This window comes from Streptomyces sp. sk2.1, from assembly GCF_008120935.1.
GTDB lineage: Bacteria > Actinomycetota > Actinomycetes > Streptomycetales > Streptomycetaceae > Streptomyces.
In genome coordinates this window covers 2,057,482-2,082,668 of record NZ_RDBO01000077.1, presented here as the reverse complement: position 1 = coordinate 2,082,668, position 25,187 = coordinate 2,057,482, and the positions used below count along the sequence as shown (strand labels likewise).

The 25,187-nt window shown below is 71.8% G+C and carries 22 protein-coding genes and 1 tRNA gene; 4 read left to right on the top strand and 19 right to left on the bottom strand.

Features of this window, described 5'->3' with window-relative positions:
• The first annotated feature begins 227 nt into the window (after positions 1 to 227).
• Positions 228 to 722: a hypothetical protein gene (locus EAO76_RS36410; protein ID WP_148840332.1), complete on the top strand. Its 495-nt coding sequence runs from the start codon at positions 228 to 230 to the stop codon at positions 720 to 722.
• A 209-nt stretch (positions 723 to 931) separates the two neighbouring features.
• Here the strand turns inward: EAO76_RS36410 and EAO76_RS36405 are convergent, their stop codons facing one another.
• Positions 932 to 1,798 carry a RimK family alpha-L-glutamate ligase gene (locus EAO76_RS36405; RefSeq protein WP_148840331.1) on the bottom strand — a complete coding sequence of 289 codons (867 nt, stop codon included), beginning with the start codon at positions 1,796 to 1,798 and terminating at the stop codon, positions 932 to 934.
• Entirely contained in the window at positions 1,795 to 2,742 is a 948-nt protein-coding gene (locus EAO76_RS36400; RefSeq protein ID WP_148840330.1) for a RimK family alpha-L-glutamate ligase, read from the bottom strand. Before EAO76_RS36400 ends, EAO76_RS36405 begins: the two co-directional genes overlap by 4 nt.
• A gap of 790 nt (positions 2,743 to 3,532) precedes the next feature.
• On the opposite strand from EAO76_RS36400, the gene EAO76_RS36390 reads away from it, so the two are divergent.
• The 3 genes from EAO76_RS36390 to EAO76_RS36380 all read left to right on the top strand — a co-directional run bounded on the left by EAO76_RS36390 (position 3,533) and on the right by EAO76_RS36380 (position 4,814).
• Positions 3,533 to 3,880, top strand: coding sequence for a hypothetical protein (locus EAO76_RS36390; RefSeq protein WP_148840329.1), 348 nt, complete (start codon positions 3,533 to 3,535; stop codon positions 3,878 to 3,880).
• Entirely contained in the window at positions 3,877 to 4,233 is a 357-nt protein-coding gene (locus tag EAO76_RS36385; protein ID WP_148840328.1) for a hypothetical protein, read from the top strand. The genes EAO76_RS36390 and EAO76_RS36385 overlap by 4 nt, the downstream gene beginning before the upstream one ends.
• A gap of 365 nt (positions 4,234 to 4,598) precedes the next feature.
• Positions 4,599 to 4,814: a hypothetical protein gene (locus tag EAO76_RS36380; RefSeq protein ID WP_148840327.1), complete on the top strand. Its 216-nt coding sequence runs from the start codon at positions 4,599 to 4,601 to the stop codon at positions 4,812 to 4,814.
• A 162-nt stretch (positions 4,815 to 4,976) separates the two neighbouring features.
• Here EAO76_RS36380 and EAO76_RS36375 read toward each other — a convergent pair.
• The 17 genes from EAO76_RS36375 to EAO76_RS46875 all read right to left on the bottom strand — a co-directional run.
• A tRNA-Leu gene (locus EAO76_RS36375) sits at positions 4,977 to 5,064 on the bottom strand.
• 278 nt (positions 5,065 to 5,342) lie between these two features.
• Entirely contained in the window at positions 5,343 to 6,398 is a 1,056-nt protein-coding gene (locus EAO76_RS36370) for a sugar phosphate isomerase/epimerase (RefSeq protein ID WP_148840326.1), read from the bottom strand.
• An 89-nt stretch (positions 6,399 to 6,487) separates the two neighbouring features.
• Complete coding sequence (locus tag EAO76_RS36365) at positions 6,488 to 7,942, bottom strand: nucleotide pyrophosphatase/phosphodiesterase family protein (RefSeq protein WP_262375981.1); 1,455 nt, start codon at positions 7,940 to 7,942, stop codon at positions 6,488 to 6,490.
• Positions 7,939 to 9,114, bottom strand: coding sequence for a metabolite traffic protein EboE (gene eboE, locus EAO76_RS36360; protein WP_148840325.1), 1,176 nt, complete (start codon positions 9,112 to 9,114; stop codon positions 7,939 to 7,941). The genes EAO76_RS36365 and eboE overlap by 4 nt, the downstream gene beginning before the upstream one ends.
• Before the next feature lie 4 nt (positions 9,115 to 9,118).
• Positions 9,119 to 9,967 carry a TatD family hydrolase gene (locus EAO76_RS36355; protein ID WP_148840324.1) on the bottom strand — a complete coding sequence of 283 codons (849 nt, stop codon included), beginning with the start codon at positions 9,965 to 9,967 and terminating at the stop codon, positions 9,119 to 9,121.
• Entirely contained in the window at positions 9,967 to 10,632 is a 666-nt protein-coding gene (locus tag EAO76_RS36350; protein ID WP_148840323.1) for an EboA domain-containing protein, read from the bottom strand. The genes EAO76_RS36355 and EAO76_RS36350 overlap by 1 nt, the downstream gene beginning before the upstream one ends.
• Positions 10,633 to 10,654: 22 nt before the next feature.
• Positions 10,655 to 11,512 (bottom strand): sugar phosphate isomerase/epimerase, encoded by an 858-nt coding sequence (locus tag EAO76_RS36345; RefSeq protein ID WP_148840322.1) that lies wholly within the window; start codon positions 11,510 to 11,512, stop codon positions 10,655 to 10,657.
• Entirely contained in the window at positions 11,509 to 11,733 is a 225-nt protein-coding gene (locus tag EAO76_RS36340) for a hypothetical protein (RefSeq protein ID WP_399463362.1), read from the bottom strand. Before EAO76_RS36340 ends, EAO76_RS36345 begins: the two co-directional genes overlap by 4 nt.
• Before the next feature lie 174 nt (positions 11,734 to 11,907).
• Positions 11,908 to 15,636: a ThuA domain-containing protein gene (locus EAO76_RS36335; RefSeq protein ID WP_148840321.1), complete on the bottom strand. Its 3,729-nt coding sequence runs from the start codon at positions 15,634 to 15,636 to the stop codon at positions 11,908 to 11,910.
• A 365-nt stretch (positions 15,637 to 16,001) separates the two neighbouring features.
• On the bottom strand, positions 16,002 to 17,006 hold the full coding sequence (locus EAO76_RS36330; RefSeq protein WP_148840320.1) for a sugar phosphate isomerase/epimerase: 1,005 nt from the start codon (positions 17,004 to 17,006) through the stop codon (positions 16,002 to 16,004).
• An 11-nt stretch (positions 17,007 to 17,017) separates the two neighbouring features.
• Positions 17,018 to 18,259: a Gfo/Idh/MocA family protein gene (locus EAO76_RS36325; RefSeq protein ID WP_148840319.1), complete on the bottom strand. Its 1,242-nt coding sequence runs from the start codon at positions 18,257 to 18,259 to the stop codon at positions 17,018 to 17,020.
• Between the two features lie 68 nt (positions 18,260 to 18,327).
• Positions 18,328 to 19,365 (bottom strand): substrate-binding domain-containing protein, encoded by a 1,038-nt coding sequence (locus EAO76_RS36320; protein ID WP_148840318.1) that lies wholly within the window; start codon positions 19,363 to 19,365, stop codon positions 18,328 to 18,330.
• Positions 19,366 to 19,446: 81 nt separating this feature from the next.
• Complete coding sequence (locus EAO76_RS36315) at positions 19,447 to 20,496, bottom strand: ABC transporter permease (protein WP_148840317.1); 1,050 nt, start codon at positions 20,494 to 20,496, stop codon at positions 19,447 to 19,449.
• Complete coding sequence (locus tag EAO76_RS36310; protein ID WP_148840316.1) at positions 20,493 to 22,016, bottom strand: sugar ABC transporter ATP-binding protein; 1,524 nt, start codon at positions 22,014 to 22,016, stop codon at positions 20,493 to 20,495. The genes EAO76_RS36315 and EAO76_RS36310 overlap by 4 nt, the downstream gene beginning before the upstream one ends.
• A gap of 203 nt (positions 22,017 to 22,219) precedes the next feature.
• Positions 22,220 to 23,401 (bottom strand): ROK family transcriptional regulator, encoded by a 1,182-nt coding sequence (locus tag EAO76_RS36305; RefSeq protein ID WP_148840315.1) that lies wholly within the window; start codon positions 23,399 to 23,401, stop codon positions 22,220 to 22,222.
• Between the two features lie 247 nt (positions 23,402 to 23,648).
• Positions 23,649 to 24,140, bottom strand: a complete 492-nt coding sequence (locus EAO76_RS36300) for a hypothetical protein (RefSeq protein ID WP_148840314.1) — start codon at positions 24,138 to 24,140, stop codon at positions 23,649 to 23,651.
• A 249-nt stretch (positions 24,141 to 24,389) separates the two neighbouring features.
• Positions 24,390 to 25,187: VWA domain-containing protein (locus EAO76_RS46875; RefSeq protein WP_262375978.1), on the bottom strand; the 798-nt coding region annotated here is incomplete at its 5' end.

Genomic DNA, 25,187 nt, shown 5'->3' with positions numbered 1-25,187 from the left:
CCCCCGGAAGGCGCCCGCCCGACTCGCCCCGGAGGCGCCGCCCCCATTCACTCCGAGGGCGCCGGCCCACTCACTCCGAGGACGCCATCCGGCCAATTCTTGACGCGCACCTGACATTTATTGGCATTTCTGGGACCGTCCATGACACACGCCCGTCCGTATCCCCGCCGCGCACGCGGACGAGGCACCGCTCGTCCCCCCACAAGGGCGCGGCACGAAGGAGTGACATGAGGCTCACACCGAAAATCTCGTGCGTCGCCGCCCTGGCCGTCGCGGTCGTCGCCGGCGCGTCCACCGCGGCGAGCGCACTGGGCCCCACGGCCTCTCAGCAGGTCGACGGCAGCATCTCCGCCGCGGGCAGCACCTGTACCTGGGCCAACGCCACCACCACCGCGAACCCGCCCACCACCCTGACCATCGACCGCGCCACCATCAACAGCAGCGTGAGCTGCAGCGGCGGTGCGAGCGCCACCCTCAACAACAGCCCGACCGTCACCTTCGACGACGCGGCGGGGCTCGCGACGTCGGACCTCATCGACATCACGGTGAAGCAGTCCATCGTCACCTGCAGCTACCGCGCCACGAACGTCGGTTGGACCCGCGACGGCTCCACCCGCGCCTACCAGAACAAGGCGTTCACCGCGTCGAAGAGCTCGGGCAGCTTCCTCTGCCCGGGGTCGATCTCCGCCGCGGCCGGCTCCGCCTCCCTGAACTTCCACTGATCCCCGCGCCTCCACGACGCCGACCGGGCGCCGCCTCCGGTGAACTTCCACCGAAGGTGGCGCCCGGCCCGCGAGGCCCCGCACACCGCTCAAGCACAGATCCACCCGGCTCCGGCAGGGGGTCACCGGCTCGGGCACGACCCACCGGCTCCGACACCACCCCACCGGCACGGGCACGGCCTCACCGGATCGGTCACGGCCTCATCGGTTCAGGTGCGAACCGGACGGCCGGAAGGCCCGAACCCCCGGAGGCGAGTACCGGTCCGGGGTCGTCGCAGCGCCAGGGCGGCCAGGGCGGCGGGGGCGTCCTTCGGTCCACGGATGCCCGGGAAGGCGTTGATGTCGACGACGACGGGCTCGCCCTCGCGGTCCAGCAGGTCGACGCCGTAGACGTCCAGACCGAACACCTCGCCCGTGCGAAGGGCCGTTCCGGCCCAGGCCCGGGGCAGTTCACCGACCAACGGCGTGGACCGGGCGCCGTCCGGCGGGGCCCCCACCGGCGCGGGACGCACCGCCGTGAACACCCTCCCCGCGATCACCCACACCTTGTGGTCCCAGCCGCTGTTCGCGACGAACTCCTGCAGGACGACCGGCTCATCGGGCCACCGGGCGGCAAGCTCCCGCAGTTCGGCCGGGCCGTCCGCACGGGCCACCAGGTCGGCGCGCCGACTGTGCCGGCTCTTGACCATCAGCGGACCGCCGCTCCCGGGCCACTCCGCTCCGGAAAGGACTTCGGACAGCGCGTCCAGGGTCCTGGTGCGGGGCATCGGCAGTCCGGCCTCCTCGGCCACCGCGGCCAGCCGGCTCCGGTCCTGGCACAGCTCCGTCGCGGCGGCGGAGTTCACCACCCGGGCGCCACACTCCTCAAGGGAACGGGCCAGGGCCAGCGCCCCGGGGGTGTGCGCCTTGAGGAGGTAGGTGTCGGCGAGGTCTTCCGGAGCGGCCCGGTCCGGCGCGGGCCCGTCCCCGGAGTCCGGGTCCAGGAACGTCACCCGGTGCCCCTCCCGGACCAGTACGGAGGCGGTGGCGGCGAGCATCGGGTGGTCCGGCTTGTCGGTCAGCAGGCACACCCTCATATCTGGATGACTCCCGGCACGGCCACCGGCATGCCCGCTCCGGGGCCCGGAGCGATCTGCGGGCGGGGCCGGCCGAGGGGGATCTGCGGCTGGACGGGAACCTGCGGAGCCGGGGCGGGCGTGCCCGTCCCGGCGATGCCGCCGTTCCTGGCCAGGTCGAGGACGGCTCCGGCCACCCGGGTCACCGCGTCGGGCACCCGCCGGAAGCTCGGGAAGTCGTTGATGTCGACGATCACGGGTCCGTCGGGCCCGAGCACCACGTCGATGCCGTACAGGTCGAGCCCGAAGACCTTCCCCACCTTCGCCGCCGCCGCGGCCACCTCGGCGGACAGCGGAACCGGACCTTCGTCGGCCGGTCCGTCCGGGTGGATCGGGGAACGCCGCAGGGTCGCGTGGAACTCGCCCGCGAGGCAGTAGACCTTCAGGTCCGTACCGGAGTTGGGCACATAGGGCTGCGCGATCAGCTGGCCCTCGCCCTCCCGCTCCGCCCCGGCCAGTCCCCCGGGGTCCGCCACCAGCCGCACCCCGCGCCCCGAGCTGCCGTCGGCGGGTTTGACCACCAGGGGGAACAGCTCGCCGGGAACGTCCGCGAACATGGCGGCCCGCGGCGCCGAATAGGTCACCGGAACCGGCAGCCCGTGCTGCCGCGCGATGACCGAGGTGACGACCTTGTCGCGCACCGCGCGGATCGACCGCGCGTCGTTCACCGTGGTCAGCCCCACGGCCGCCGCGGCCTCCAACAGGGCCAGCCCCGGGCCGCCGGACACGGTCTTGAGCACCCAGGCGTCGTGGGTGCCCGCCCGGACCTCCTCCGAGACCCGCAGCAGCGAACCGCCCGGCCGCATCACGTCCACCTGGTGCCCCCACGACGACAATCGCCGGGCCACATCGAGCGGCATGCCGTCATTCCGGTACAGCTCTTCGACGAGGAAGCAGAGCTTCATCCCAACACCCCTCGGCGCCCCCACGGGTGATGAGGGCGCAACGACTCTCCGCGATGCTCTGCCGAACACCGCCAAAAGGGCAACGCTACGTCACGCCCACACCAAAGCCGCGTCGGCCGGGGGTCGCTGACACCACGTCGAACACGAACCGCGCCCCACGGACCACCACCGCGCCGTATGCGGAAGATGCATGAGCGGTGTCAATTCCGTCTTTGTGCAAGAGTCGGCCGACGGCAGGCTTTCGATCGCCCCCTCACGGAGCCCCGTACCGCCCTGCTCACCGGTCCCTGACCGTGCGGGCGGGGGCGGACGCGGAACGGTCCGACCACCCCAACGACCACCGCCCCCAACACGCCGAGCAGTTTCGCGACCGGCCCGACGGACCGAATCCCTTCGTGCTAGGCCGACCGCGGACCGAGCGGTTCATGGCCGTGATGGACGCCATGCCGCGCGGCCGGATCGCCGACGCCGAGACCACCGGGAGCCGGGACGAACCGCGCCCGCGGGCGACGGGAACGCACATGTGCCGCTGAAAGCAGGGACCGGTCCCGAGCCCAGAACCCATCGCCGAGGGATCGCTTCCCGTTGCCACGGCAGTCGGACGAAGGCTGCTCGACGGACACGGGGCCGGGGCTGCCGTCACCCACATTGCCGGGTTCCGGAAAGCAGCCGCGCGGGCCGACTGCCGTGTCCGGTGGGTGAGAAACGGTGTCCGGGCGGTCATCATGACGGGCCGGGGGCTCCACTGTTCCGCAGATCCGCGGGAAGTGGCAGGTGAGGGGAGGGGCAGATGCTCGGGACCGTGCTCGACAGGGCCATGGACGTGTTCACGGCGGCCTTGGGGCTGGGCTGCGTGTGGATGGGATGCCTGGCCATGCTTCGGCCGCGCCGGCCACCGGAGCCCATCCAGGGGCCCGTGTGGGCGGTCCGCACCTGGGGACTCGGCTTCGTCCTGCTGGGGATTTCCCTCGCCGCCGAGACGGTCACCTTGATGACCGGCGGGGAACCCGGCTGGGCAGGGGACGTGATCCGCTGGGTCGCCGGGCCGCTCGTGGTCGGCTCGATCGTGGCGGCCGTTGTCGCCCGGCGCCGGAAGCTCCACCGGGCCCGAACGGTGAAGGGCAGGAGGCGGGCGTGAGGCGATCCGTCTCCTGGCGCGAGGCCGCATTGGTCGCCGCGGCCTGCTGGGCGGTCAGCGGCCTGGGGTACACCGCGAGCGCGGCCCTCGACGAGCCGCACCTGTCCGTTGCTCCCCTCATCGGCGTCGGGCTCGTGCAGTGGTTCCGGACGCGACACCGCTCCTGGCCGGCAGGGATCGCGGCCGGCGCCGCGGGGGTTGCCGTACTGTTCGGCCTCGTCGACGCCCTGCGCCCGGAACTGGGCCGGTACGTCGCGGACGCGCTGGCCACGGGTGCAGCGGCGACCGTCTCCGCAGCCGTGCTCACCCTGCTGAACCGCGTCGAAGGACGCCGTCGTGCCGCCGCGCGGTGACCCGCACGTGAGCCGCCGCGTCAGCCTGCCGCCCGAGCCGGGCGACGTCCGGCGGCGCACCGTCCGGCATCACACGTGGCAGGACTGCGCGACCTCGGTACACCAGGGCAAGATCTCCCAGGAGACCGTCGATGCCCCGGAGCCGGTGGTGTGGCCGGATCCGCTGCCACACCGCTTGGGAGGAAGCTCATGGACATGCAACACGGGGGCGTCATGATCGCCGCCGCGTCTCTCGGCACGGTCCTCCGTCCGGCCGGCGTCTCGCCGACGATCGTCCCGGCCGCCACCGCCACCGCGGGCATCGTCGCCACAACCGGATGTGCGGTCGTGGCCATCGGCTCGCATCGCACGGCAAGCGCTGCGCCATGACGAGGACACGGTTCCGGCGGCGCGGGATCGTCTCGGTCGGCCTTTGGTGGATCACGCTCACGCTCGTCCTCTGGCTGCTGGGCCGCACCACCAGCGGGCCGACGGACCTCCTGCGCTGCGCCGCCTCCGCAGCGCTGTTGGTCGCGGTGGGGGAGGTCGGGGACAGGCTGCGCCGGCGTCGGCAGGCATGCCGCGCCACCAAGCGTTCCTGACCTCTGTCACCCGGCCTCCCGCATCTCCTCTCCGGGGGGCCGCAGCCCCGCCTCGGCTCCGGGACGTCGTCCACAGGGGGGCCTGCTCACGTTCATCACGACGAAAAAGCCGACCAAAGCGAAAACATCGCTTTGATCGGCTCCATTTGGTCGATCGACTTCTGGTGTCCGAGGGGGGACTTGAACCCCCACGCCCGATAAAGGGCACTAGCACCTCAAGCTAGCGCGTCTGCCATTCCGCCACCCGGACCAGGTGGTCGGCCCCGGTTTCCCGCGGCGACATGGAAAACAATACCAGGGGTTCAGGGTGGCTCTCACCCACGTTTCCGGTGGTCAGTGCGGTGCGATGGATGCGGACGGCACGCTTTCCCGACATCTCCCGGCAACGCGCACCCTACGTGGCCGGACAGTCGCCAACGGTGTGATTCGCTGCGGTCGCCCCGCCACCGTCCGGGCCGCCGCGCATACGGCCGCCGCTCCTCCCCGCCCGGGCAGGAGCGGCGGGGAGGAGCCGTCGGGCGTACGGGGTCAGCAGCCCTTCCGGCGCAGTGAGTGCAGGTGGGCGGCGGAGCGGCGGGCCGTGGTGAAGGAGTCGACGATCGGCTGGTCGTGCTCCACCTGCCAGTGGTGGTCGCGGCGGCCGCCGTGGGTCCTGGTGACGGCGCTCAGGAATCCCTTGTAGTCGATGTCGCCGTCCCCGACGTCCACCATGCGGTAGCCGTCACGGGCCGTGGCGTCGTGCTCGCCGTCCTTGACGTGGAAGAGCGGGTACCGGTCGGGCTGCCGGAGCACGTAGTGCAGCGGGTCGAAGGTGTCGGGGGTGCCGTCGGCCCGCTTGCCGAACCGGAACCGGCCGACGTGGGCCCAGTAAATGTCCATCTCCAGGAAGACCAGGTCGGGGTCGGTCTCGGCGAGCAGGACGTCGTAGAGGCGGACGTCCGGGCGGTCGGTGGCGAAGGAGAATTCCTCGGCGTGGTTGTGCTGGTAGAACTTCATGCCGCGTTCCCTGGCCGCGGCGCCGTAGGCGTTGAAGTCGGCGGCGGCGCGCTTCCACGCGTCGACCGTCGAGCCGTAGCGGAACGGGCCGGAGGCGGTGCCGATGTGCTTGAGGCCGAGGGTCTGGGCGTCGTCGAGGACCTTGGTGAGGTTCTGCGCGAAGGTGTAGGCGTTCGCGTTGTTGTCGTCGTAGTAGCCGACGTGGCTGCCTATGCCGCGCAGGCCGTGGTCGCGGGTGAGCCGCCGGAGCTGGGCGGGGGTGATGGCGCCGGCCGATCCCTGGGTGTAGCCGGCGTACTCGACCTCGTCGTAGCCGTACGCCTCCAGTTCGGCGAAGACCTTGTCGAAGCCGAGGGCCGCGACCTTGTCGCGCAGGGTGTAGAGCTGGATGCCGAGGCGGCCGGGCGGCAGCAGCGGGTCGCCCTGGGGCCTGCCCTGCGACTTCCCCTGGGGCTTCCCCTGGGCGGAGGCGGCCGGGGCCGCGGCGCCGAGGAGGGCGGCGGCGGTCGCGCCGGCGGCGACGCCGAGCACGGAGCGCCTGCTCAGCCTGTGGGCGAGTTCGGCATCGACGGGGGTTCGGCGGCTCATGGTGGAACTCCTTCTGGGCGTGCGACGTTGTCGGTGCAGTCGGATCGGCCCGGGATGGGCCGGTATCGGATCGGATCGGGGGATCGCGCTCAGCGCAGTCCGGCGAGCCCGAGGAGCAGGGACTTCACTTCGGTGGCCCGGACGGGGCCGGTGAACGCGTGGGGGGTGGAGCACAGGATGAGCGGACCTTCTTCGTCGCTCAGGGGCAGACGGCCGTGGCTGCCGCGAACAGGTGACGGGTCCAGGGGCACGACCGCCATGCGGTAGCGCATGCCGAGCTTCTTGCGGGCGACGGCCGCGGCCGCCTTGACCCGTACATAGGGGTCCTGGGGATCCAGGAAGAGTTCGACGGGGTCGTAGCCGGGTTTGCGGTGGATCTCGACGAGCTGCGCGAAGTCGGGGGCGCGGTCGTCGTCGAGCCAGTAGTAGTACGTGAACCAGGCGTCCGGGTCCGCGACGGCGACCAGTTCGCCCGAGCGCGGGTGGTCCAGGCCGTGGGCCTTCTTGCCCTCGTCGTCGAGGAGCCGCTCGATGCCCGGCAGGTCCCGGAGGGCTTCGCGGGTGGCTTCGAGGTCCTCGGGGCGGCGTACGTAGACGTGGGCGATCTGGTGGTCGGCGACGGCGAAGGCGCGGGAGGCCATCGGGTCGAGGTACTCCATGCCGTCCTGGGTGTGGACCTCCAGGAGGCCGGCACGGCGCAGGGCCCGGTTGATGTCCACGGGCCGGTCGACCCGGGTGATGCCGTATTCGGAGAGGGCGACGACGGTGCGGCCCTCGTCCCGCGCGTCGTCGAGGAGGGGGGCCATGGCGCGGTCGAGTTCGGCCGCGGCCCGGTGGGAGCGGGGGTCGTCGGGACCGTACCGCTGGAGGTCGTAGTCGAGGTGCGGGAGGTAGCACAGGGCCAGGTCGGGGCGGCGGGTGTCGAGGACGTGCCGGGTGGCCTCGATGATCCACCGCGAGGAGACGAGGTCGGCGCCGGGGCCCCAGAAGTGGAAGAGGGGGAACGTGCCGAATTTCCCGGTGAGTTCGTCGTGCAGGGCGGGCGGTCGGGTGTAGCAGTCGGGTTCCTTTCGGCCGTCGGCGTAGTAGACGGGGCGCGGGGTGACGGTGATGTCGGTGTCGGCGCCCATGGCGTACCACCAGCAGATGTTGGCGACGGTGTAGCCGGGGTGGGCACGGCGGGCGGCGTCCCAGAGTTTGTCCCCGGCGACCAGTCCGTTGTGCTGGCGCCAGAGCAGTACGTCGCCGAGTTCGCGGAAGTACCAGCCGTTGCCGACGATGCCGTGCTCCGCGGGGGTGGTACCGGTGAGGAAGGTGGACTGGGCCGCGCAGGTGACGGCGGGGAGGACGGTTCCGAGCGGGGCGCGGGTGCCGGACCGGCCCAGGGCCTTGAGGCGGGGCATGTGGTCGAGGAGCCGCGGGGTCAGGCCGACGACGTCGATGACCAGGAGAGGAGTGGGTGCCGGGGAGCCGGGCGAGGGCGAGGGCGAGGGCGAGGGCGAGTTGATCGTCAGGGGTGTGGTGGCCGGTTCGGCCGGGGTCATGGGAGCTCCTTGAGGCCGAGGTCGACCAGGAGGTCGCGGGCGAGGGTGAGCTCGGCGGCGATGCCGTCGGCGAGCTGGGCGCGGGTGCGGGGGCGCTGCGCGGCCGGGAGCGCCTGCCAGGTGTACGTCTCGACCTCCAGGTGGCCGGTGAGCGGCCGGGCACCGCCCACGAGACGGGTCAGCGCGGACCGCAGGACGGGAAGGGTGGAGGTGAGCGGTGGTGCGGGAGGTGTGTGCAGGGGGATGTGGAAGTGGGCGCGCCAGGGCGCGGTGTCCGGCAGGGCCCGGCCGGTGACGGCCTCGTCGAGGTCGTCGGTGCCGTGCAGGCCCTCGGCGGTGACGGTGCGGGTCTGGTGCAGGAAGCGGGGTTCGGCGAAGGCGGAGAGCGCGGTGCGCGCCTCGGGCAGGTGGGGGTGTTCGGCGTGCAGGGCGGCGGAGAGCTGGGCCTTGACGATCGGGATGCCCGCCGCGCCGAGTGCGTCGACGGCGGTTTCGGGGTCCTCGAAGGAGGTGGCCAGGTGGCAGGTGTCGAGGCAGACGCCGATGCGGGGGTGTCCGACGGCGGTGAGGGGGGTGATGGCGTCGGTGGTGGTCTCGACGGTGCAGCCGGGTTCGGGTTCGAGGCCGATGCGGATGGATTTGCCGGTGAGTTCGGCGAGGGCGTCGAGGCGTTCGCCCAGTGTGGCGAGGGCGGCGTGCGCGGCACCGGCTGCTCCGGGGGTCGTGTCGAAGGGGGTGCGCCAGGCGATCGGGAGGGTGGAGATGGTCCCTTCGGTGGCGTCGTCGGGGAGCAGGCCGGTCAGGAGCCGGGCGAGGTCGGTGGTGTGGGCGAGCCGTTCCGGATCCGTCCAGTCCGGCTTGTACACCCGGTGTTTGACCTCGTCGGCGCCGAATCCCTGGTACGGGAAGCCGTTGAGGGTGACGACCTCCAGGCCGCGGTGGTCCAGTTCGGTGCGCAGGGCCCGCAGTTCGACCGGGTCGTCGACGAGGGTGCGGGCCGCGTCCCGGGCGAGCCAGAGACCGATGCCGAGCCGGTCGCGGCCGAGGCGTCTGCGGACCGGTTCGCAGTGGTCGCGCAGTTGGGCGCGGACGCCGTCGAGCGTCTCGGCCGGGTGGACGTTGGTGCAGTACGCGAGGTGGACGGTGGAGCCGTCGGGGTGGCGGAAGCGCATCGCCTCACTCCCCGCCGCGCAGGATCGAGTTGCCCTCGTGGAGGGGCTGCGGCGCGGCGACGTCGAGCTGGAGCCGGCCGCTGCGTCCGTAGAAGGCGACGGGGTTGCGCCAGAGCACCCGGTCGACGTCGTCCTCGCCGAACCCCGCGGCAAGCATCGCGTCACCCACCCTGCGGGTCTTGAGCGGGTCGCTCCTGCCCCAGTCGGCGGCCGAGTTGACGAGGATCTTCTCGGTTCCGTGGGCCTTGAGGATCGTGATCATGCGGTCCTCGTCCATCTTGGTGTCGGGGTAGATGGAGAAACCGGCCCAGCATCCGCTGTCCAGGGCGTCCTTCACGGTCGTCTCGTTGAGGTGGTCGAGCAGGACCAGTTCCGGGGAGAGGCGGGATTCGCGGATGACGTCGAGGGTGCGGTGCAGTCCGGCGAGCTTGTCGCGGTGCGGGGTGTGCACGAGGGCGGGCAGACCGTGGTCGGCGGCGAGCTGGAGCTGGGCGGCGAGGGCGGTGTCCTCGGCCGGGGTCATGGAGTCGTAGCCGATCTCGCCGACGGCGACGACGGAGTCCTTGACGAGATATCGGGGCAGGGCGTCCAGGACGGGGGTGCAGCGGGGGTCGTTGGCCTCCTTGGGGTTGAGGGCGAGCGTGCAGTGGTGGGCGATGCCGTACTGGGCGGCCCGGAAGGGCTCCCAGCCGAGCAGGGCGTCGAAATGATCGAAGAAGCTGGCGGGCGAGGTACGGGGCTGGCCGAGCCAGAAGGAGGGTTCCACCAGTGCGCGGACGCCTGCTTCGTACATCGCCCGGTAGTCGTCCGTGGTGCGGGAGGACATGTGGATGTGGGGGTCGAAGATGCGCATCAGGACTCCTCCGTGGGGGCGGCGGCGCCGGGGACGGTGAGGTCGAGGACGAGGGTGAGACCGTCGGGGACGCCGCGCCCGGCCGCTTCGCGTTCGGCCGCGAAGTCGCCCAGCATGCGGGCCAGTTCGGCGTCTCCGCGCGAGCGCCGTGCCAGCCCGTCCACGGCGTCGACCGGAACCCCGGTGAAGAGGCATTTGAGAACGGCGTGACGCCAGTTGTGCGGGTCGAGATGGGTGGCGCCGTACGGTCCGACGGCTGCGGCGATCAGCCGGGTGTCATTGGTGCGCAGGGCGTCCTCGACGAGCGGAAGGGCGGTGGGACCGAGGTCCAGTCGGTGCAGGGTGAGCAGGACGGCGCGCCGTTCGGCGGCGGTCCCCTGTTCGTAGAGCCTGGTGACGGCGGGCAGCGCGGCACGGGCTTCGACGAGCAGCAACGCGCGTACGGAGTCGGCGTGTTCGGGGCCGCACCGGCGGCCGGCCTCGGCGTACCGCAGTTCCCAGGGCGGTACGGCGTACGGGTGGTCCGGCCGGTGGGTTCCGTCATGGGCGGCGGAGTGTTCGGCCTCGGCGAGCGCCTCGTCGAGCCAGGCACGGGCGGCTCCGCCCAGTCGTGCGTCGAGTTCCTCGCGGGTCAGCAGCGGGGTGGTGTTCCGGGTCGTCGGCATGGTGGTGCTCCCTTCGGCCGGTTCAGCGGCCCGACGGACCGTGTTCGCGGAGGAATTCGATGGAGGCGGCGGCGAGTTCGGGTCCGGCGTGGGAGTGCCGGGGCAGTTCGACGACGGTGAGGCCGCGATAGCCGGTGTCCGAGAGGCTGTCGAGCGCTTCGAGCACGGGCGGGAAGTCGATCTCTCCCTCGCCGAAGGGGAGGTGTTCGTGGACGCCCCGGCGCATGTCCTCGATCTGGACGTGCCGCAGCCACGGGGCGGCGGCGCGGACGCAGTCGGCGGGCGGGGCGGGTTCCAGGCATTGGCAGTGGCCGATGTCGAGGGTGAGGCCGAGCGGTGACGGGTCGCCGCTGAGGACGCGCAGGTGGTGGAAGTCGGCGAGGTTCGCGAGGAGGTGTCCGGGCTCGGGTTCGATCGCCAGTGGCACGCCGGCCCGGTCGGCGGCCTCCAGGACCGGGGCGAGGGAGTCGTGGAGCCGCTGCCACGCGGTGTCGGGCGCGGTGTCCGGCGGGGTGACGCCGCTGAAGCAGTGCACGGCGTGGGCGCCGAGGTCGGCGGCGATGTCCACGGCCCGGACCAGCAGCCGGGTGCGGGCGGCGCGGGCCTCCGGGTCCGGGTCGAGGAGGGAGGGGCCGTGCTTGCGGCGCGGGTCGAGGACGTAGCGGGCCCCGGTCTCGACGGTGACGCCGAGTCCCCGCCGCCGGAGCCCGGACGCCACGTGCCGGGTACGGGCGGCGAGGCCCGGGGCGAGGGGGTCGAGGTGCATGTGGTCGAGGGTCAGGCCGACCCCGTCGTAGCCGAGGTCGGCGAGCAGCCCGAGGGCGTCGTCCAGGCGGAGGTCGGTGAGTCCGTTGGTGCCGTAGCCGAGGCGGATCGTCATGTCGGGCTCACCTTCCGGGCGAGGGTGCGGGCGAGCGGGACGAGTCCCATGACGGCAGCGGCCGTGCCGACGGCCCCGGAGCGGGCGGCGAGGGCGGCCTGGAGCGGGATCATCGCCCGGATGCCGCCGCCCACGGCGCGTTGGGTGAGCGGTGGCGACGGGTTGAGGGCGGCGTGGGCGAGGGGGCCCGCTGCGGTACGGAGGTAGGCGGCGCCGAGCACGGCGGGAAGAACCCGGGAGGCGGGGGGAAGGCCCGGGGAGAGGAACCCCCTCCCCACCCGCCGCGCCGGAGGCCGGTCCTACTGCTCCTGCGGCAGTTCCTTCAGCCGGATGTTGCGGAACGACACGTGGTCGTCGAGGAACCCCCTCCCCACCCGCCGCGCCGGAGGCCGGTCCTACTGCTCCTGCGGCAGTTCCTTCAGCCGGATGTTGCGGAACGACACGTGGTCGTCGGCACCGTGGTTCTGGATGCCGATGTAGCCGCTCTTCAGGCTCCGTACCGGATCGGTGTTGGTGAAGTCGTTGATCTCGACTCCGTTGAGGAAGACCTGGAGGCGTTCGCCCCGGACCCTGATCTCGTAGCTGTTCCACTGGCCCGGCGGTCGCAGGACCCGGTCACGGGCCTTGGCGTTCGCCGCCTTGAAGGTGTAGATCGAGCCCGTGGTGCGGTCGGCCGCGTCGGTGGCGTCGATCTGGACCTCGTAGCCGTTGTTCACCGCGGACCAGGGGTCGTCGGACTCCGGGAAGCCGACGAAGACGCCGGAGTTGTCGTCGCCCCGCATCTTCCAGTCGAGTTCGAGCGAGTACGAGCCGAGCTCCTTGGCCTGGTAGGTGAGCAGGCCCATGCCGCCCTCGGAGCGGAGTTCGCCGTCCACGACGTCGAACTTTCCGGGGCCCGCCTGCTTCCACCCGTCGAGCGTCCTGCCGTTGAAGATCGACCGGTGGCCGGTGTCAGGTTTGCAGTCGGCCTTCACCTGGCCGGCCGCGTACCGCATGCCGCCGAGGAGCATTTTGCGGAACTCCGGTTCGGCGTAGGACTCCTTGGTGTGGCCGAGGCCGGTGTAGAAGGAGCGGCCGCCCCCGTAGGTCTGGCACCAGGTGATCGGGTGGTCGCCCTTCATGGTGCCGCCGGTGTAGCTGGTCTCGTCGAGGGTGGCGAGGACCTTGGCCCGGCCGCGTGGATTGGTGCGGTAGTTGTACCACTCGTCGGTGCGGTTCCACTCGTCGCCCAGGTCGGCGGTGGCCGGGTGGCCGTGGTCCTCGACGCGGACGGTGGCGGGCTGGACGGCGGGGTGCGAGGAGAAGTACGCCCCGACGAGTCCGCCGTAGAACTCCCAGTCGTACTCGGTGTCGGCCGCCGCGTGGACGCCCATGTAGCCGCCCCCGGTGGCCACGTAGTTCTCGAACGCCTTCTGCTGGTCGGCGTTGAGCACGTCACCGGTGGTCGAGAGGAAGACCACGGCGTCGTAGCGGGCCAGGTTTCCGGTGGTGAACTGGCGGGGTTCCTCGGTCGCGTCGACGGTGATGCCGCCGCCCTCGCCGAGTTCCTTCAGCGCCGCGATGCCGTCGGGGATGGCGTCGTGCCGGTAGCCGGCCGTCTTCGAGAAGACCAGGACGCGTCTGGCGGTCTTGTCGGGCGCGTCGTCGGAGAGCTCGAAGTCGTCGATGTCGTAGAGCGCCCCGGCGCCTCCCTTGAAGACCAGGAAGAGTTCGGTGGTCTTCTTCGGGACTCCGCGCAGCGGTACGTCGATGTCCTGGAACTTGTCCCAGGCGCCGGTCACGGGCACGGCCGCGGAGCCGAGGATCTTGCCGGTGACCGAGCCGGCCCGCACTTCGAGGAAGCCGCCCGCGCCGTTGGAGGAGATCCGCGCGGTCAGCTCGGTGGAGCCGCTGAGGAGGTAGGGCTCGAAGGAGATCCAGTCGTCGTTGTGGATGTCGCCGACCGTCTTGCCGCCGTGGGCGGTGGCCTTGTTCTGCGGGGCGACGCCGTGGGAGTCGCTGTAGTGCTCGGCCTGCCGGTGGCGCGGCTGGAGTTCGGACTGGTCGTGGCCGGACAGCGCGGCCTGGCCACCGCCCCCGCCGTCCGTGTAGGAGGCGTCGATGACTCCGAAGATGTTGGCGTTGGGGTCGTGCCCGCCGTCCATCTCCGTCTTGATGGTGCCGGTGCAGCCGTGGGCCGTCGTGATGGGGTGGCCGTGGCTGTCGTGGCCGAGGATGAAGCGGACCTCGACCTCGGAGCAGTCGATGGTGCCGTCCTCGGGGTCGGTGACGGTCACCTTGAACGGGATGTCGTCGCCGAAGGCGAACAGCTGCCCGTCACCGGGGAGTTCCAGCTTCACCACGGGGGCGGTGTTGCCGACCGTCACATGGACGTTGGCCGTGCCGGTGCGGCCGGTGGGGTCCTTGGCGGTGACGGTGGCGGTGTAGGTGCCGTTCTTCCGGTACGTGTGCGTGGGGTCGGCGGCCGTCGACGTTCCGCCGTCGCCGAAGTCCCAGCTGTAGGTGAGCGGGTCGCCGTCGCCGTCGGTGGTTCCGGCCGAGGAGAAGGCGACCTTGAGGGGTGCGGTGCCGGAGGTCCTGTTCGCGGTGGCCTCGGCGATCGGTGATCGTCCGCCGGTGGCGTTCTCGATGCGGTAGAGCGCCGAGTTCTGGTCGCCGCCGAAGTAGCCGGTGCCGTAGTCCAGGACGTACAGCGCGCCGTCCGGGCCGAACGTCATGTCCATCACCTGGGTTCCCGACCAGGGGAAGGCGTTGATGGACTCGACCGTGCCGTCGGTGCCCTGGTCGACGCGCTTGATCCAGCGGCGGCCGAACTCGCCGGCGAAGAAGTCGCCGTCGTACGCCTCGGGGAACTTCACGGCCGAGTCGAGGCCGGCGTCGTAGTGGTAGACGGGTCCGCCCATGGGAGATTCGGAGCCGGTGCCGAACTCGGGCACCGAGCCGCCGTCGTACGGGATCCAGGCGGGCTGGGCCGGTGGCAGGTCGACCAGGCCGGTGTTGTACCGGGAGGTGTTCCTGGGCGCGGCGCAGTCGAAGGTCTCGCCCGGGGTCCTGGTCGCGAAGTCGTAGTCGACGAACGGGTCGTTCCTGCCGGTGCAGAACGGCCAGCCGAAGTTTCCGGCCTCGGTGACGCGGGCGAATTCGACCTGGCCGCCCGGTCCGCGTGCGGGGTCGGCCGCACCGGCGTCGGGCCCGTAGTCGCCGACGTACACGATGCCGGTGGGCTTGTCGACGGTGAAGCGGAAGGGGTTGCGGAAGCCCATCGCGTAGATCTCGGGGCGTGTCCTTTCGGTGCCCGGTGCGAAGAGGTTGCCTTCGGGGACGGTGTACGTGCCGTCGTCGGCGACCTTGATGCGGAGGATCTTGCCGCGCAGGTCGTTGGTGTTCCCCGAGGTGCGGCGGGCGTCGAACACGGGGTTGCGGTCCGGCCGGTCGTCGATCGGGGTGTAGCCGTCGGAGGCGAACGGGTTGGAGTCGTCGCCGGTCGACAGGTACAGGTTGCCCTGCGCGTCGAAGTCGATGTCGCCGCCGACGTGGCAGCAGATGCCGCGCGAGGCCGGGATGTCGAGGACCTTCTTCTCGCTGGCCGTGTCGAGCGTGCCGTCCTCCTTGAGGACGAAGCGCGAGAGCCGGTTCACTCCTTCGAACTCGGCGAAGTCGGCAGCGGTGCCGTTCTCCGGGGCGTCCCCGGACGGGGTGTCCAGCGGGGGCGCGTAGTAGAGGTAGATCGCCCGGTTCCGGTCGAAGTCCGGGTCGACGCCGACGCCCTGGAGTCCTTCCTCGTCGTGCGAGTAGACGGGGAGGACGCCGGCGAGGGTGGTGTCGCCGCCGCTGTCGGTGAGCCACAGTTCGCCGCCGCGCGCGGTGTGCAGGACACTGCGGTCGGGGAGCACCGCCAGTGTCATGGGTTCGCCGGTCTCGGCCACTCCCTTGGCGAGGGTGACCTGTTGGAACTCCTCGGCCGCCGCGTCGGCGGCGGCCGGTGCCGGTTCCTGCGCGGCGGCCGTGGGCGGGGGGCCGAGCGCGAGGGTGGCCGCGGCGAGCAGCCCGCCGGTGAGCAGTGCGAGGGTTTTGCGGACGCGGAGTCTTGTCCTGCTCCTGTTGGGGGTGGTGGTTCCGTGCACGAGTGTCCTCCGGAGGGTGCCGGTTGTACGGGCGGGTGCTGCCGTGCCGTTCTGCGCGGGGACTGCCGCGCGGGGGTCGGGGGCCGGTGGGGCGCCGACGACCAGGTCATGTCATGTACACGATTGGGACGGTAGACCCGTTCGTCCGGAACGGAAAGCCCTTGCGCGGCGGTCCGTCGAACTTTTACCGAGGTCAGGACAAAGCGGTGCGAGGGCAGGGGTCGGCGCGGAACGGCCGCGGGACGCCCGTGCCGTTCCGTACCGCCTCGCGTCGTACCGTGCACCCGCCCGCACCGCATCACACCGAACGGGCCGCCGTACGGAGCCGGAGGACGGGCCGCCGTACGGAGCCGGGGAACGGGCCGTCAGTCGCCGCCCCCGAACGCCGCGTCGAACGAGGCGGCGGGCGGCTCGAAGTCGTACCGCCTCAGCGTGGCCAGCGCCTCCGGCGCCCCCACCAGCCGGTCCATCCCGGCGTCCTCCCACTCCACCGAGACCGGCCCCTCGTAGCCGATGGACCGCAGCATCCGGAAGACGTCCTCCCACGGCACGTCGCCGTGCCCGGCGGAGACGAAGTCCCAGCCGCGCCGCGGATCGCCCCACGGCAGGTGCGAGCCGAGCCTCCCGTTGCGGCCGTCCAGCCGTCTGCGCGCCTCCTTGCAGTCCACGTGGTGGATCCGGTCCCTGAAGTCGTACAGGAAGCCGACCGGGTCCAGGTCCTGCCAGACGAAGTGGCTCGGGTCGAAGTTCAGCCCGAACGCCGCCCGGTGACCGACGGCCTCCAGCGCGCGGTGCGTGGTCCAGTAGTCGTACGCGATCTCGCCGGGGTGCACCTCGTGGGCGAACCGCACGCCCTGCGCGTCGAAGACGTCCAGGATCGGGTTCCAGCGCTCGGCGAAGTCCTCGTAGCCCCGCTCGATCATGTGCGGCGGGACCGGCGGGAACATCGCGACCAGGTGCCAGATCGACGATCCGGTGAAACCGATCACGGTGCGGACCCCGAAGGCGGCGGCCGCCCGCGCGGTGTCCTTGATCTCCTCGGCCGCCCGGCGGCGCACCCCCTCGGGCTCGCCGTCCCCCCAGATCCGCGCGGGCAGGATTCCCCGGTGCCGTTCGTCGATGGGGTTGTCGCAGACGGCCTGGCCGACGAGGTGGTTGGAGATCGCCCAGCACTTCAGCCCGTACTTGTCGAGCAGCTGCCGCCGGCCGTCCAGGTAGCCGGGGTCGGCGAGTGCCTTGTCGACCTCGAAGTGGTCGCCCCAGCAGGCGAGTTCGAGTCCGTCGTAGCCGAAGTCCCGGGCGAGCCGGCAGACCTCCTCCAGCGGCAGGTCCGCCCACTGGCCGGTGAAGAGTGTGAAGGGACGGGGCATGAGCGGGCCTCCTAGAGAGCCACGGGGGTGTGCACGGAGTTCTTCGCGGCGCTCTCCTCCACCGCCGCGAGCACCCGCTGCACCTGGAGTCCGTCGGCGAACGACGGTGCGGGGGCGGTGCCCTCGGCGATCGTCCGCACCAGGTCGCGGGCCTGGTGGACGAAGGTGTGCTCGTAGCCGAGGGCGTGGCCGGGCGGCCACCACGCCTCCAGGTAGGGGTGTCGGGGCTCGGTGACGAGGATGCGCCGGAACCCTGCCGTGGTGGCGGGTTCGGTGTGGTCGTGGAAGGCCAGTTCGTTGAGCCGTTCCAGGTCGAAGGCGAGCGAGCCGCGCTCCCCGTTGATCTCCAGCCGCAGCGCGTTCTTCCGTCCGGCCGCCATCCGGGTCGTCTCGAACGAGGCCAGCGCCCCGGAGGCGAGCCGGCCGGTGAACAGGGCCGCGTCGTCGACGGTCACCGCTCCGCGCGCGGCCGGGCCGGCGGCGCCGGGGAACCCGCCCGACGGGACCGCGGGCAGCGGCCGTTCGCGTACGAACGTCTCGCTGACCGCCGACACCCCGACCAGCAGCTCCCCCGCCAGGTACTGGGCCAGGTCCACGATGTGCGCGCCCAGGTCGCCGAGGGCCCCCGAGCCGGCGCGTTCCCGTTCGAGCCGCCAGGTGAGCGGTGTCTGCGGGTCGACGAGCCAGTCCTGGAGGTAGGCGGCGCGGACGTGCCGCAGGGCGCCGAGCCGTCCCCCGGCGATCAGCTGCCGGGCGTGGGCGATCGCGGGCACCCTGCGGTAGTTGAAGCCCACCATCGCGACCTGGCCGCGCCCGGCCGCGCGCCGTGCCGCCTCGGTCATCGCCTCGGCCTCGGCGACCGTGTTGGCGAGCGGCTTCTCGCACAGCACGTGCTTGCCGGCCTCCAGCGCGGCGACGGCGATCTCGGCATGGCTGTCGCCGGGGGTGCAGATGTCGACGAGCTGCACGTCGTCCCGGGCGATCAGGGCCCGCCAGTCGGTCTCCGCCGCCGCCCAGCCGTGCCGGGCGGCCGCCGCGTCGACCGCGGCCCGGTCGCGTCCGCAGATCGCGGCGAGCACCGGCCTCATCGGCAGCTCGAAGACGTGTCCCGCGGTGCGCCACCCCTGCGAGTGGGCGGCGCCCATGAACGCGTATCCGACCATGCCGACGCCGAGCACCGGCGCGCTCGCCGTCGGCACGGTCGGCTCCGGCGGCGCTGCGGCCTCCTGATCCGTCTCTTCCCTGCGGGCCATCCGGGCTTCCTCCTCGTCGGTCGTTCGGTGGGTGCGGCGGGAGGGTCGCGGTCCTCCCCCGGGTCGGATCAGCTGAAGCCCGTCGGCAGGTACTGGTCGACGTTTTCCTTGGTGACCACGGCCGAGTAGAGGGTGAGACCGGTCGGGATCTCCTGCTCGGCCAGTCCGCCGACGCCCTTGCTCTGGGCGAGGGCACGGGCCAGGTCGATGGCGGACGCCGCCATCGTCGGCGGGTAGAGGACGGTGGCCTTCAGGACGCTGTCGTCGGCCTTGATGGCGTCCATCGCGGACTTGGCACCGGCACCGCCGACCATCAGGAACTCGTCCCGGCCCGCCTGCTGGATGGCACGCAGCGCACCCACGCCCTGGTCGTCGTCGTGGTTCCACAGCGCGTCGATCCGCTTCTGCGCCTGGAGGAGCTGGGCCATCTTCGCCTGGCCCGACTCGACGGTGAACTCGGCCGCCTGACGGGCCACCAGCTCGATGTCGGGGTAGTTCTTCAGTGCGTCGGCGAAGCCCTGGCTGCGCTGCTTGGTGAGCTCCAGGTTGTCGATGCCGGCCAGTTCGACGACCTTGGCGCCCTTCTTGCCCTTGAGCTGTTCGCCGATGTACGTGCCGGCGTTGAGGCCCATGCCGTAGTTGTCGCCGCCGATCCAGCAGCGGTACGCCTGTGGGGAGGCGAAGATCCGGTCCAGGTTGATGACGGGGATGCCCGCCCGCATGGCCTCCAGCCCGACCTGGGTGAGCGCCTTGCCGTCGGCCGGGAGGATGACGAGGACGTCGACCTTCTTGTTGATGAGGGTCTTGACCTGGCCGATCTGGGCGGCGGTGTCGTTGGAGCCCTCGGTGGTCTCCAGGGTCACCTCGGAGTACTCGGCCGCCCGCGACCTGGCGTTCTCGTTGATGGCGTTGAGCCAGCCGTGGTCGGCCTGCGGGCCGGCGAAACCGATGGTGACGGGCTTGCCGGGCTTGTCGTCGGCGGCGGGCGCGTTGCTCTTCGCGGTGCCCTCGCTCTTGGGGTCGTTGCTGGTGCAGGCGGTGAGGAGGGCGCCCGCGGAGACGGCGGCGGTACCGAGGAGCAGTCGTCTGCGGCTGGTTTCCGGCATGGCTGTCGAACCCTTCGTCCGGTGCGTGGCTGTCACAGGGGGAAACGGGTGGGGCGGATGGAGCGGAGGTGGGGGTGCGGTTCAGGTCTCGCCCTGCGCCGCCGTGCGGCGCTGGACCAGGACGGCGGCGACGATGATCGCGCCCTTGGCGATCTGCTGGACATCGCTCTGGAGGTTGTTGAGCGCGAAGATGTTGGTGATGGTGGTGAAGACCAGGACGCCGAGCACGGAGCCGACGATGGTGCCGCGTCCGCCGCTGAGCAGGGTGCCGCCGATGATCGCGGCGGCGATGGCGTCGAGCTCGTACAGGTTGCCGTTGGTGTTCTGTCCCGAGCCGGCCAGGACGATCAGCATGAAGGCGGCGATGCCGCAGCACAGTCCGGAGAGCAGATAGAGCAGGAGCCGTTGCCTGCGCACGTCGATGCCGGCCAGCCTGGCCGCCTCCGCGTTGCCGCCGACCGCGACCGTGCGGCGGCCGAAGGTGGTGCGGTTCAGGAGCAGCCAGCCGATGGCGGTGACCGCGGCGAACATCATGACCAGCGGCGGGACGCCGAGGACGTACGAGTCGGGCAGGCCCAGGTCGAGGACCGACTGGACGGTGACCATCTGGGTCCTGCCGTCGGTGATCTGGAGGGCGAGTCCGCGGGCCGAGGCGAGCATGGCCAGCGTCGCGATGAACGGCACCATGTGGCCGTACGCGACGAGCAGGCCGTTCACCAGCCCCGCGCAGAGCCCGACGACCACGGCGGTGAAGGCGATCCCCGCGAAACCGTACTCCTGGGTGGCGACCGTGGTCGCCCAGACGGAGGCCAGCGCGACCATCGCGCCGACCGACAGGTCGATGCCGCCGCTGGTGATGACGAAGGTCATCCCGACGGTGACGACGCCGATGACGGACGCCTGGGTCAGGACCAGCTGGAGGTTCCCGGTGTCCAGGAAGGCGTCGGGCTCGGTGATGCCGCCGACGGCGACCAGTACGGCGAGGACGCCGAGGAGCGAGAGGTTGCGGACGTCGACACGCGGCCGGAAGGCACGTGCGGGTCCGTTCTCCTTCCCGGCCGCGGGGGCCGGGGCGGGGCTGCTCCCCCGGCCCGGCCCGCCCTGCTGCGCCGGGGAAACGGGCTGCGTCATGACGTGGGGCTCCCTTCCATCACCAGGTCGAGTACGCGGTGCTCGTCGAGCTCCCGGGCGTCCGCCGTGTGCACGACGCGGCCCTCGCGGAGCACCAGCACCCGGTCGGCGAGGCCCAGCACTTCGGGCACCTCGCTGGAGACGAGCAGAACGGCGAGGCCCTCGTCGGCCAGTCGGCGGATCACGGCGTAGAGCTCGGCGCGGGCCCCCACGTCGACGCCGCGCGTGGGTTCGTCCAGCAGCAGCACCCGGCAGCCGCGCAGCAGCCAGCGGGCCAGGACCGCCTTCTGCTGGTTGCCGCCGGAGAGCGTGCGGACGGGGGTGTCCGGGTTGTCGGGGCGCAGGGAGAGTTCGCGGGTGGCGGCGCGGGCCGCCCGGCGCTCGGCCCGCCGGTCGAGCCAACCGGCCCTGGAGAAGCGGGACATCGAGGAGACGGAGACGTTACGGGTGACGGATTCGAGCATCAGCAGGGCCTGCGCCTTGCGTTCCTCGGGGGCGAGACCGATCCCGGCGGCTACGGCCGCGCGGACGCTGCCGGGCCTCAGCCGCTCGCCGGCCACGAGGACCCGGCCGGCGCTCGGCCTGCGGGCCCCGTAGACGGTCTCCAGGATCTCCGAACGCCCCGACCCGACGAGTCCGGCCAGGCCGACGATCTCTCCCGGCCTCAACTCCAGGTCCACCGAGGAGAATTCGCCCTTCCGCGCCAGCCCCTCGATCCGCAGCACGGGCTCCGCCGCCGGGTCCGCGCGATCCGCCGGGCGCGGCGGGAAGACGTACTCGACGTTGCGGCCGGTCATCATGGCAACGATGTCGTGCGTCGGTGTGGACCTGGCGGGCAGCCCCCCGGCGACGGCACGGCCGTCCTTGAGCACGGTCACCCGGTCGCCGATGCGACGGATCTCCTCCAGCCGGTGCGAGATGTACACGACGGCGACGCCGTCGGCGGTGAGGGAGGCGACGACGCGGAAGAGGTTGTCGACCTCGTCGGGGTCGAGCGCGGCGGACGGCTCGTCCATCACGATGAGCCGCACGTCGTGGGAGAGCGCCCTCGCCATGGAGACGATCTGCTGCTGGGCCGCGGACAGTTCGCCGACCGGGCGGGCCGGATCGATCTCCGGGTGACCGAGCCGTTTCAGCAGCGCGGCGGCGGCCGTGCGGGCCGCGCGGGCGCGCACCACGAAGCGGGCGGTGACGGGTTCCCGGCCGAGGAAGACGTTCTCGGCGACCGACAGGCCCTCCACCAGGTCGAGTTCCTGGTAGATGGTGGCGATGCCCAGGCGCATCGCGGCGGCGGGCGACTTGAGCGTCACCGGTGCGCCGTGCCAGGTGATCTCGCCGCCGTCGGGCTGGTGGGCCCCGGCGAGCACCTTGATGAGGGTGGACTTCCCGGCGCCGTTCTGCCCGAGGAGGCAGTGGACCTCACCGGCCCCGACCTCCAGGTCCACGCCGTCCAGGGCGCGCACTCCGGGGAACGACTTGGTGATGCCGGACATGGTGAGCAGGGGTGGTTCCGGTGCCATGACGAATCCCCTCGGCAAGTGGGGTCTCCCCGGTACGGGCGGGCCGGGAGTTCAGGGAGGGCCGTGAGCGGGCAGGGCTGTGCCAGATGCGGTGTGACGGTGTGGCGGGGTGTTCCGTTGCTTCGGATACTTCGAATACTTCGGATCGCGGCTGCGATCCGATCGGTGCCGTTCCGGTCCGGTGGTGCCGCCGGGCCCCTGGGTCAGGCCGGCGAGAAGAGGTGGTCGCTGATGAGCCGGGCGGCGCCGATCACTCCGGCGGCCGGTCCCAGCTCCCCCAGCACGATGGGGAGGTTGTTGGTGGCCAGCGGCAGGGACTGCCGGTAGACCTGGGTCCGGACGCTGGCGAGGAGGGTGTGGCCGAGTCCGGTCACACCGCCGCCGATCACCACCAGGCCGGGGTTGAAGAAGCTGACGAGTCCCGCGATGACCTGGCCGACCCGGTTGCCGCCCTCCCGGATCAGGTCGAGCGAGGTGGCGTCACCGGCGGCGGCCGCCGCGGCGACGTCGACGGCGGTGAGGCCGCCGGCCGCCTCCAGCCGGGCGGCCAGTTCCGCCGACCGTCCGGTGCGGGCCGCGTCCTCGGCGTCGCGGGCGAGCGCGGCGCCGCTGAAGTGGGCTTCCAGACATCCCCGATTGCCGCAGGCACAGGGACGTCCCTCGGGTTCGACCTGGATGTGGCCGATGTCCCCGGCGCTGCCCGTCGTGCCCCGGTGGACCTCTCCGCCGACGACGATGCCGCAGCCGATGCCGGTACCGATCTTGACGCAGAGGAAGTCGCCCACGGAACGGGCGACGCCCGCGTGCTGCTCCCCCATCGCCATCAGGTTCACGTCGTTGTCGACCATGACCGGGCAGCCCAGTTCCTGGCTGAGCGCCTCGCGGACCGGGAAGCCGTCCCAGCCGGGCATGATCGGCGGTGCCACCGGTACGCCCTCGGGGAAGCGGACCGGTCCGGGTACGCCGATGCCCGCGCCGTCGAAGCCCTCGGCGAGCCCCGACGCCCGGAGCTTGGCCGCCATGGACAGCACCTGCTCGAAGATGGCGACGGGCCCTTCGCGTACGTCCATGGGGTGGTTGAGGTGACCCAGTACCTCCAACTCGGCGTTGGTGACCGCCACATCGACGGATGTGGCACCGATGTCGACGCCGAGGAAGCGCAGTTGCGGGGCGAGCCGGATGTTGTGCGAGCGACGTCCGCCGCGCGAGGCGGCGAGCCCGTCGGCCACGACCAGTCCGGTCTCCAGCAGCCGGTCGACCTCGACGGCGAGCTTGGAGCGGGAGAGATCCACCTGATCCCCCAGCTGTGCCCGTGAGTTGGGCCCGCCGTCGCGCAACAGCCGGAGCAGTCGCGCCTGATGGGCGTTCGCGGGTCGTGCCGTCATGCGTCTCACGCGCCCCTCCCGCCACATCGGCCTGTCCGTCGGGCTTTCGAGGGGAACGTAGCAGTGGTTGCCGGGGCTGGGAAGAAGTTGCGCGGGAATCCGTGACAACTTTCTCCACATCGAGGACAAAGGCGTGGAGGGGACGGAACGCGGAAGCGCCCGCCGGTGGCCTCGGTGGGAGGACCGGCGGGCGCCCGGGGCCGCGGCGGAAGTGGATCGGCCGCGGCCGGTCGGCCTCAGGAGCCGATCAGCAGTTGCGGATCGACCAGACGGGGCTCCACTTGTAGGCGTGCGGCGTGTTGTCGGAGGGCACGGACTTCAGCACGTTGCCGTTCTGGTCGTAGAACTTGCTCACGACGCCACCGGTCTGGTTGTTGCGGTAGGCGCCGTCACCCTCCCAGTTGGACAGCGCGTACTTGGCGCACTTGTCCAGCTTGTAGATCTTCCAGGAACCCGCCGTGGGGTCCCACGTGGAGGTGCACAGGGATCCGCTGGGGCACGAGATGAGCCCCTCCTTGGCGTGGATGTAGGGCGCGGACGGGGAGACCGTCGGCGCCGCCGCCGTCGGCGAGAACCGGGCCCCCTCCGGGGCCTTCGGCAGAACCATCATGACGGCGCCGCGGTCCGCGGACGCCCCCGTGTCCGTGGTACCGACGGCCTGGGCCTGGGTGGTGGCGAGAGCCGCCACCACCGAAGCGAGCACCGCGGCCGTGCCGAGAGAGATCCTCGTGGTGCGCATGGTCTTCCACTCCTCTTTCCGCAGTCGACATGGGTGTGCCCCGGCCCGCCCCCTGTTCCGGTCGGCCGCGGGCGTCCGCCGGACGCGGAGCTCACGGGACGACCGTCGTCGACGCTCCCCCTGAGAATCGCCGCCGGGCCGGTGCACGCAGTGATGATGGCCGCGCCGCCCGGCACGCCGCCAACCCTTGCGTCCTGCTGCAACGGTTGGACAACCCGCCGGGAACCGGTCCGCCCGAGGGGCGCCCCGTCACCTCAGGATTCCGGCCTGCCGGGCGTCCCTCAGCCAGGACGGGAACTCCGACAGGACCCTGTCGTACAGCTCCTGGTCGGAGATCCGCTCGATGTCGTCGACGGCGAAGAAGCCGACGTTGTCGACCCGGCGGCCCGGCATGGTGTCGAAGCGTTCCAGCACGCCGTACTGCGAGCTGCCGAGGCCGACGAACTGCCAGAACACCGGCTCGTCGGCGGCGGCCCGCAGCTCCTGCTCGATCTCCTTGTTGCGGTATACCCCGCCGTCCGAGAAGAACAGGACCAGCGTCGGGTCGGGCACCGGGTGCGCACGCACATGGGCCCGCACCTCGGCGATGACCTTCTGCTCCTCGTTCTGGATGCCGACGGTGCGCATGTCGATCTGGCCGGGGAGCAGTCCCCTGGGCGGCTTCCTGCGGATGAAGCCGCCGCTCTGTCCCACGCGTACGTGCAGTCCGAGCCACTCCGGCAGGTCGCCGACGGCCAGGTCGGGCAGTCGGGCCGGATTCGTGGCGAACGTCCACGCCTGCATCTCGCCGTCGTCGTCGAGCTGCGCGGCGACGGCCACCATCCGCTCGACGACACCGGCCACCGTGCCCCGTCGGTAGAGCCCGCTCATCGAGCCCGAGGCGTCCAGGACGACGACGACCCGGGCCCGCAGGCCCGCGACGCCGTGCTTGTTCAGGCTGACCAGGACCTGTTGCTTGCGCAGCGACAGCCGCTTGCGCATGTCCACGGGGAGGTCCGCCCGGGGGCGCTGGGGCCCGACATCGAACGCGTCGCGCTCTGCGCGTCC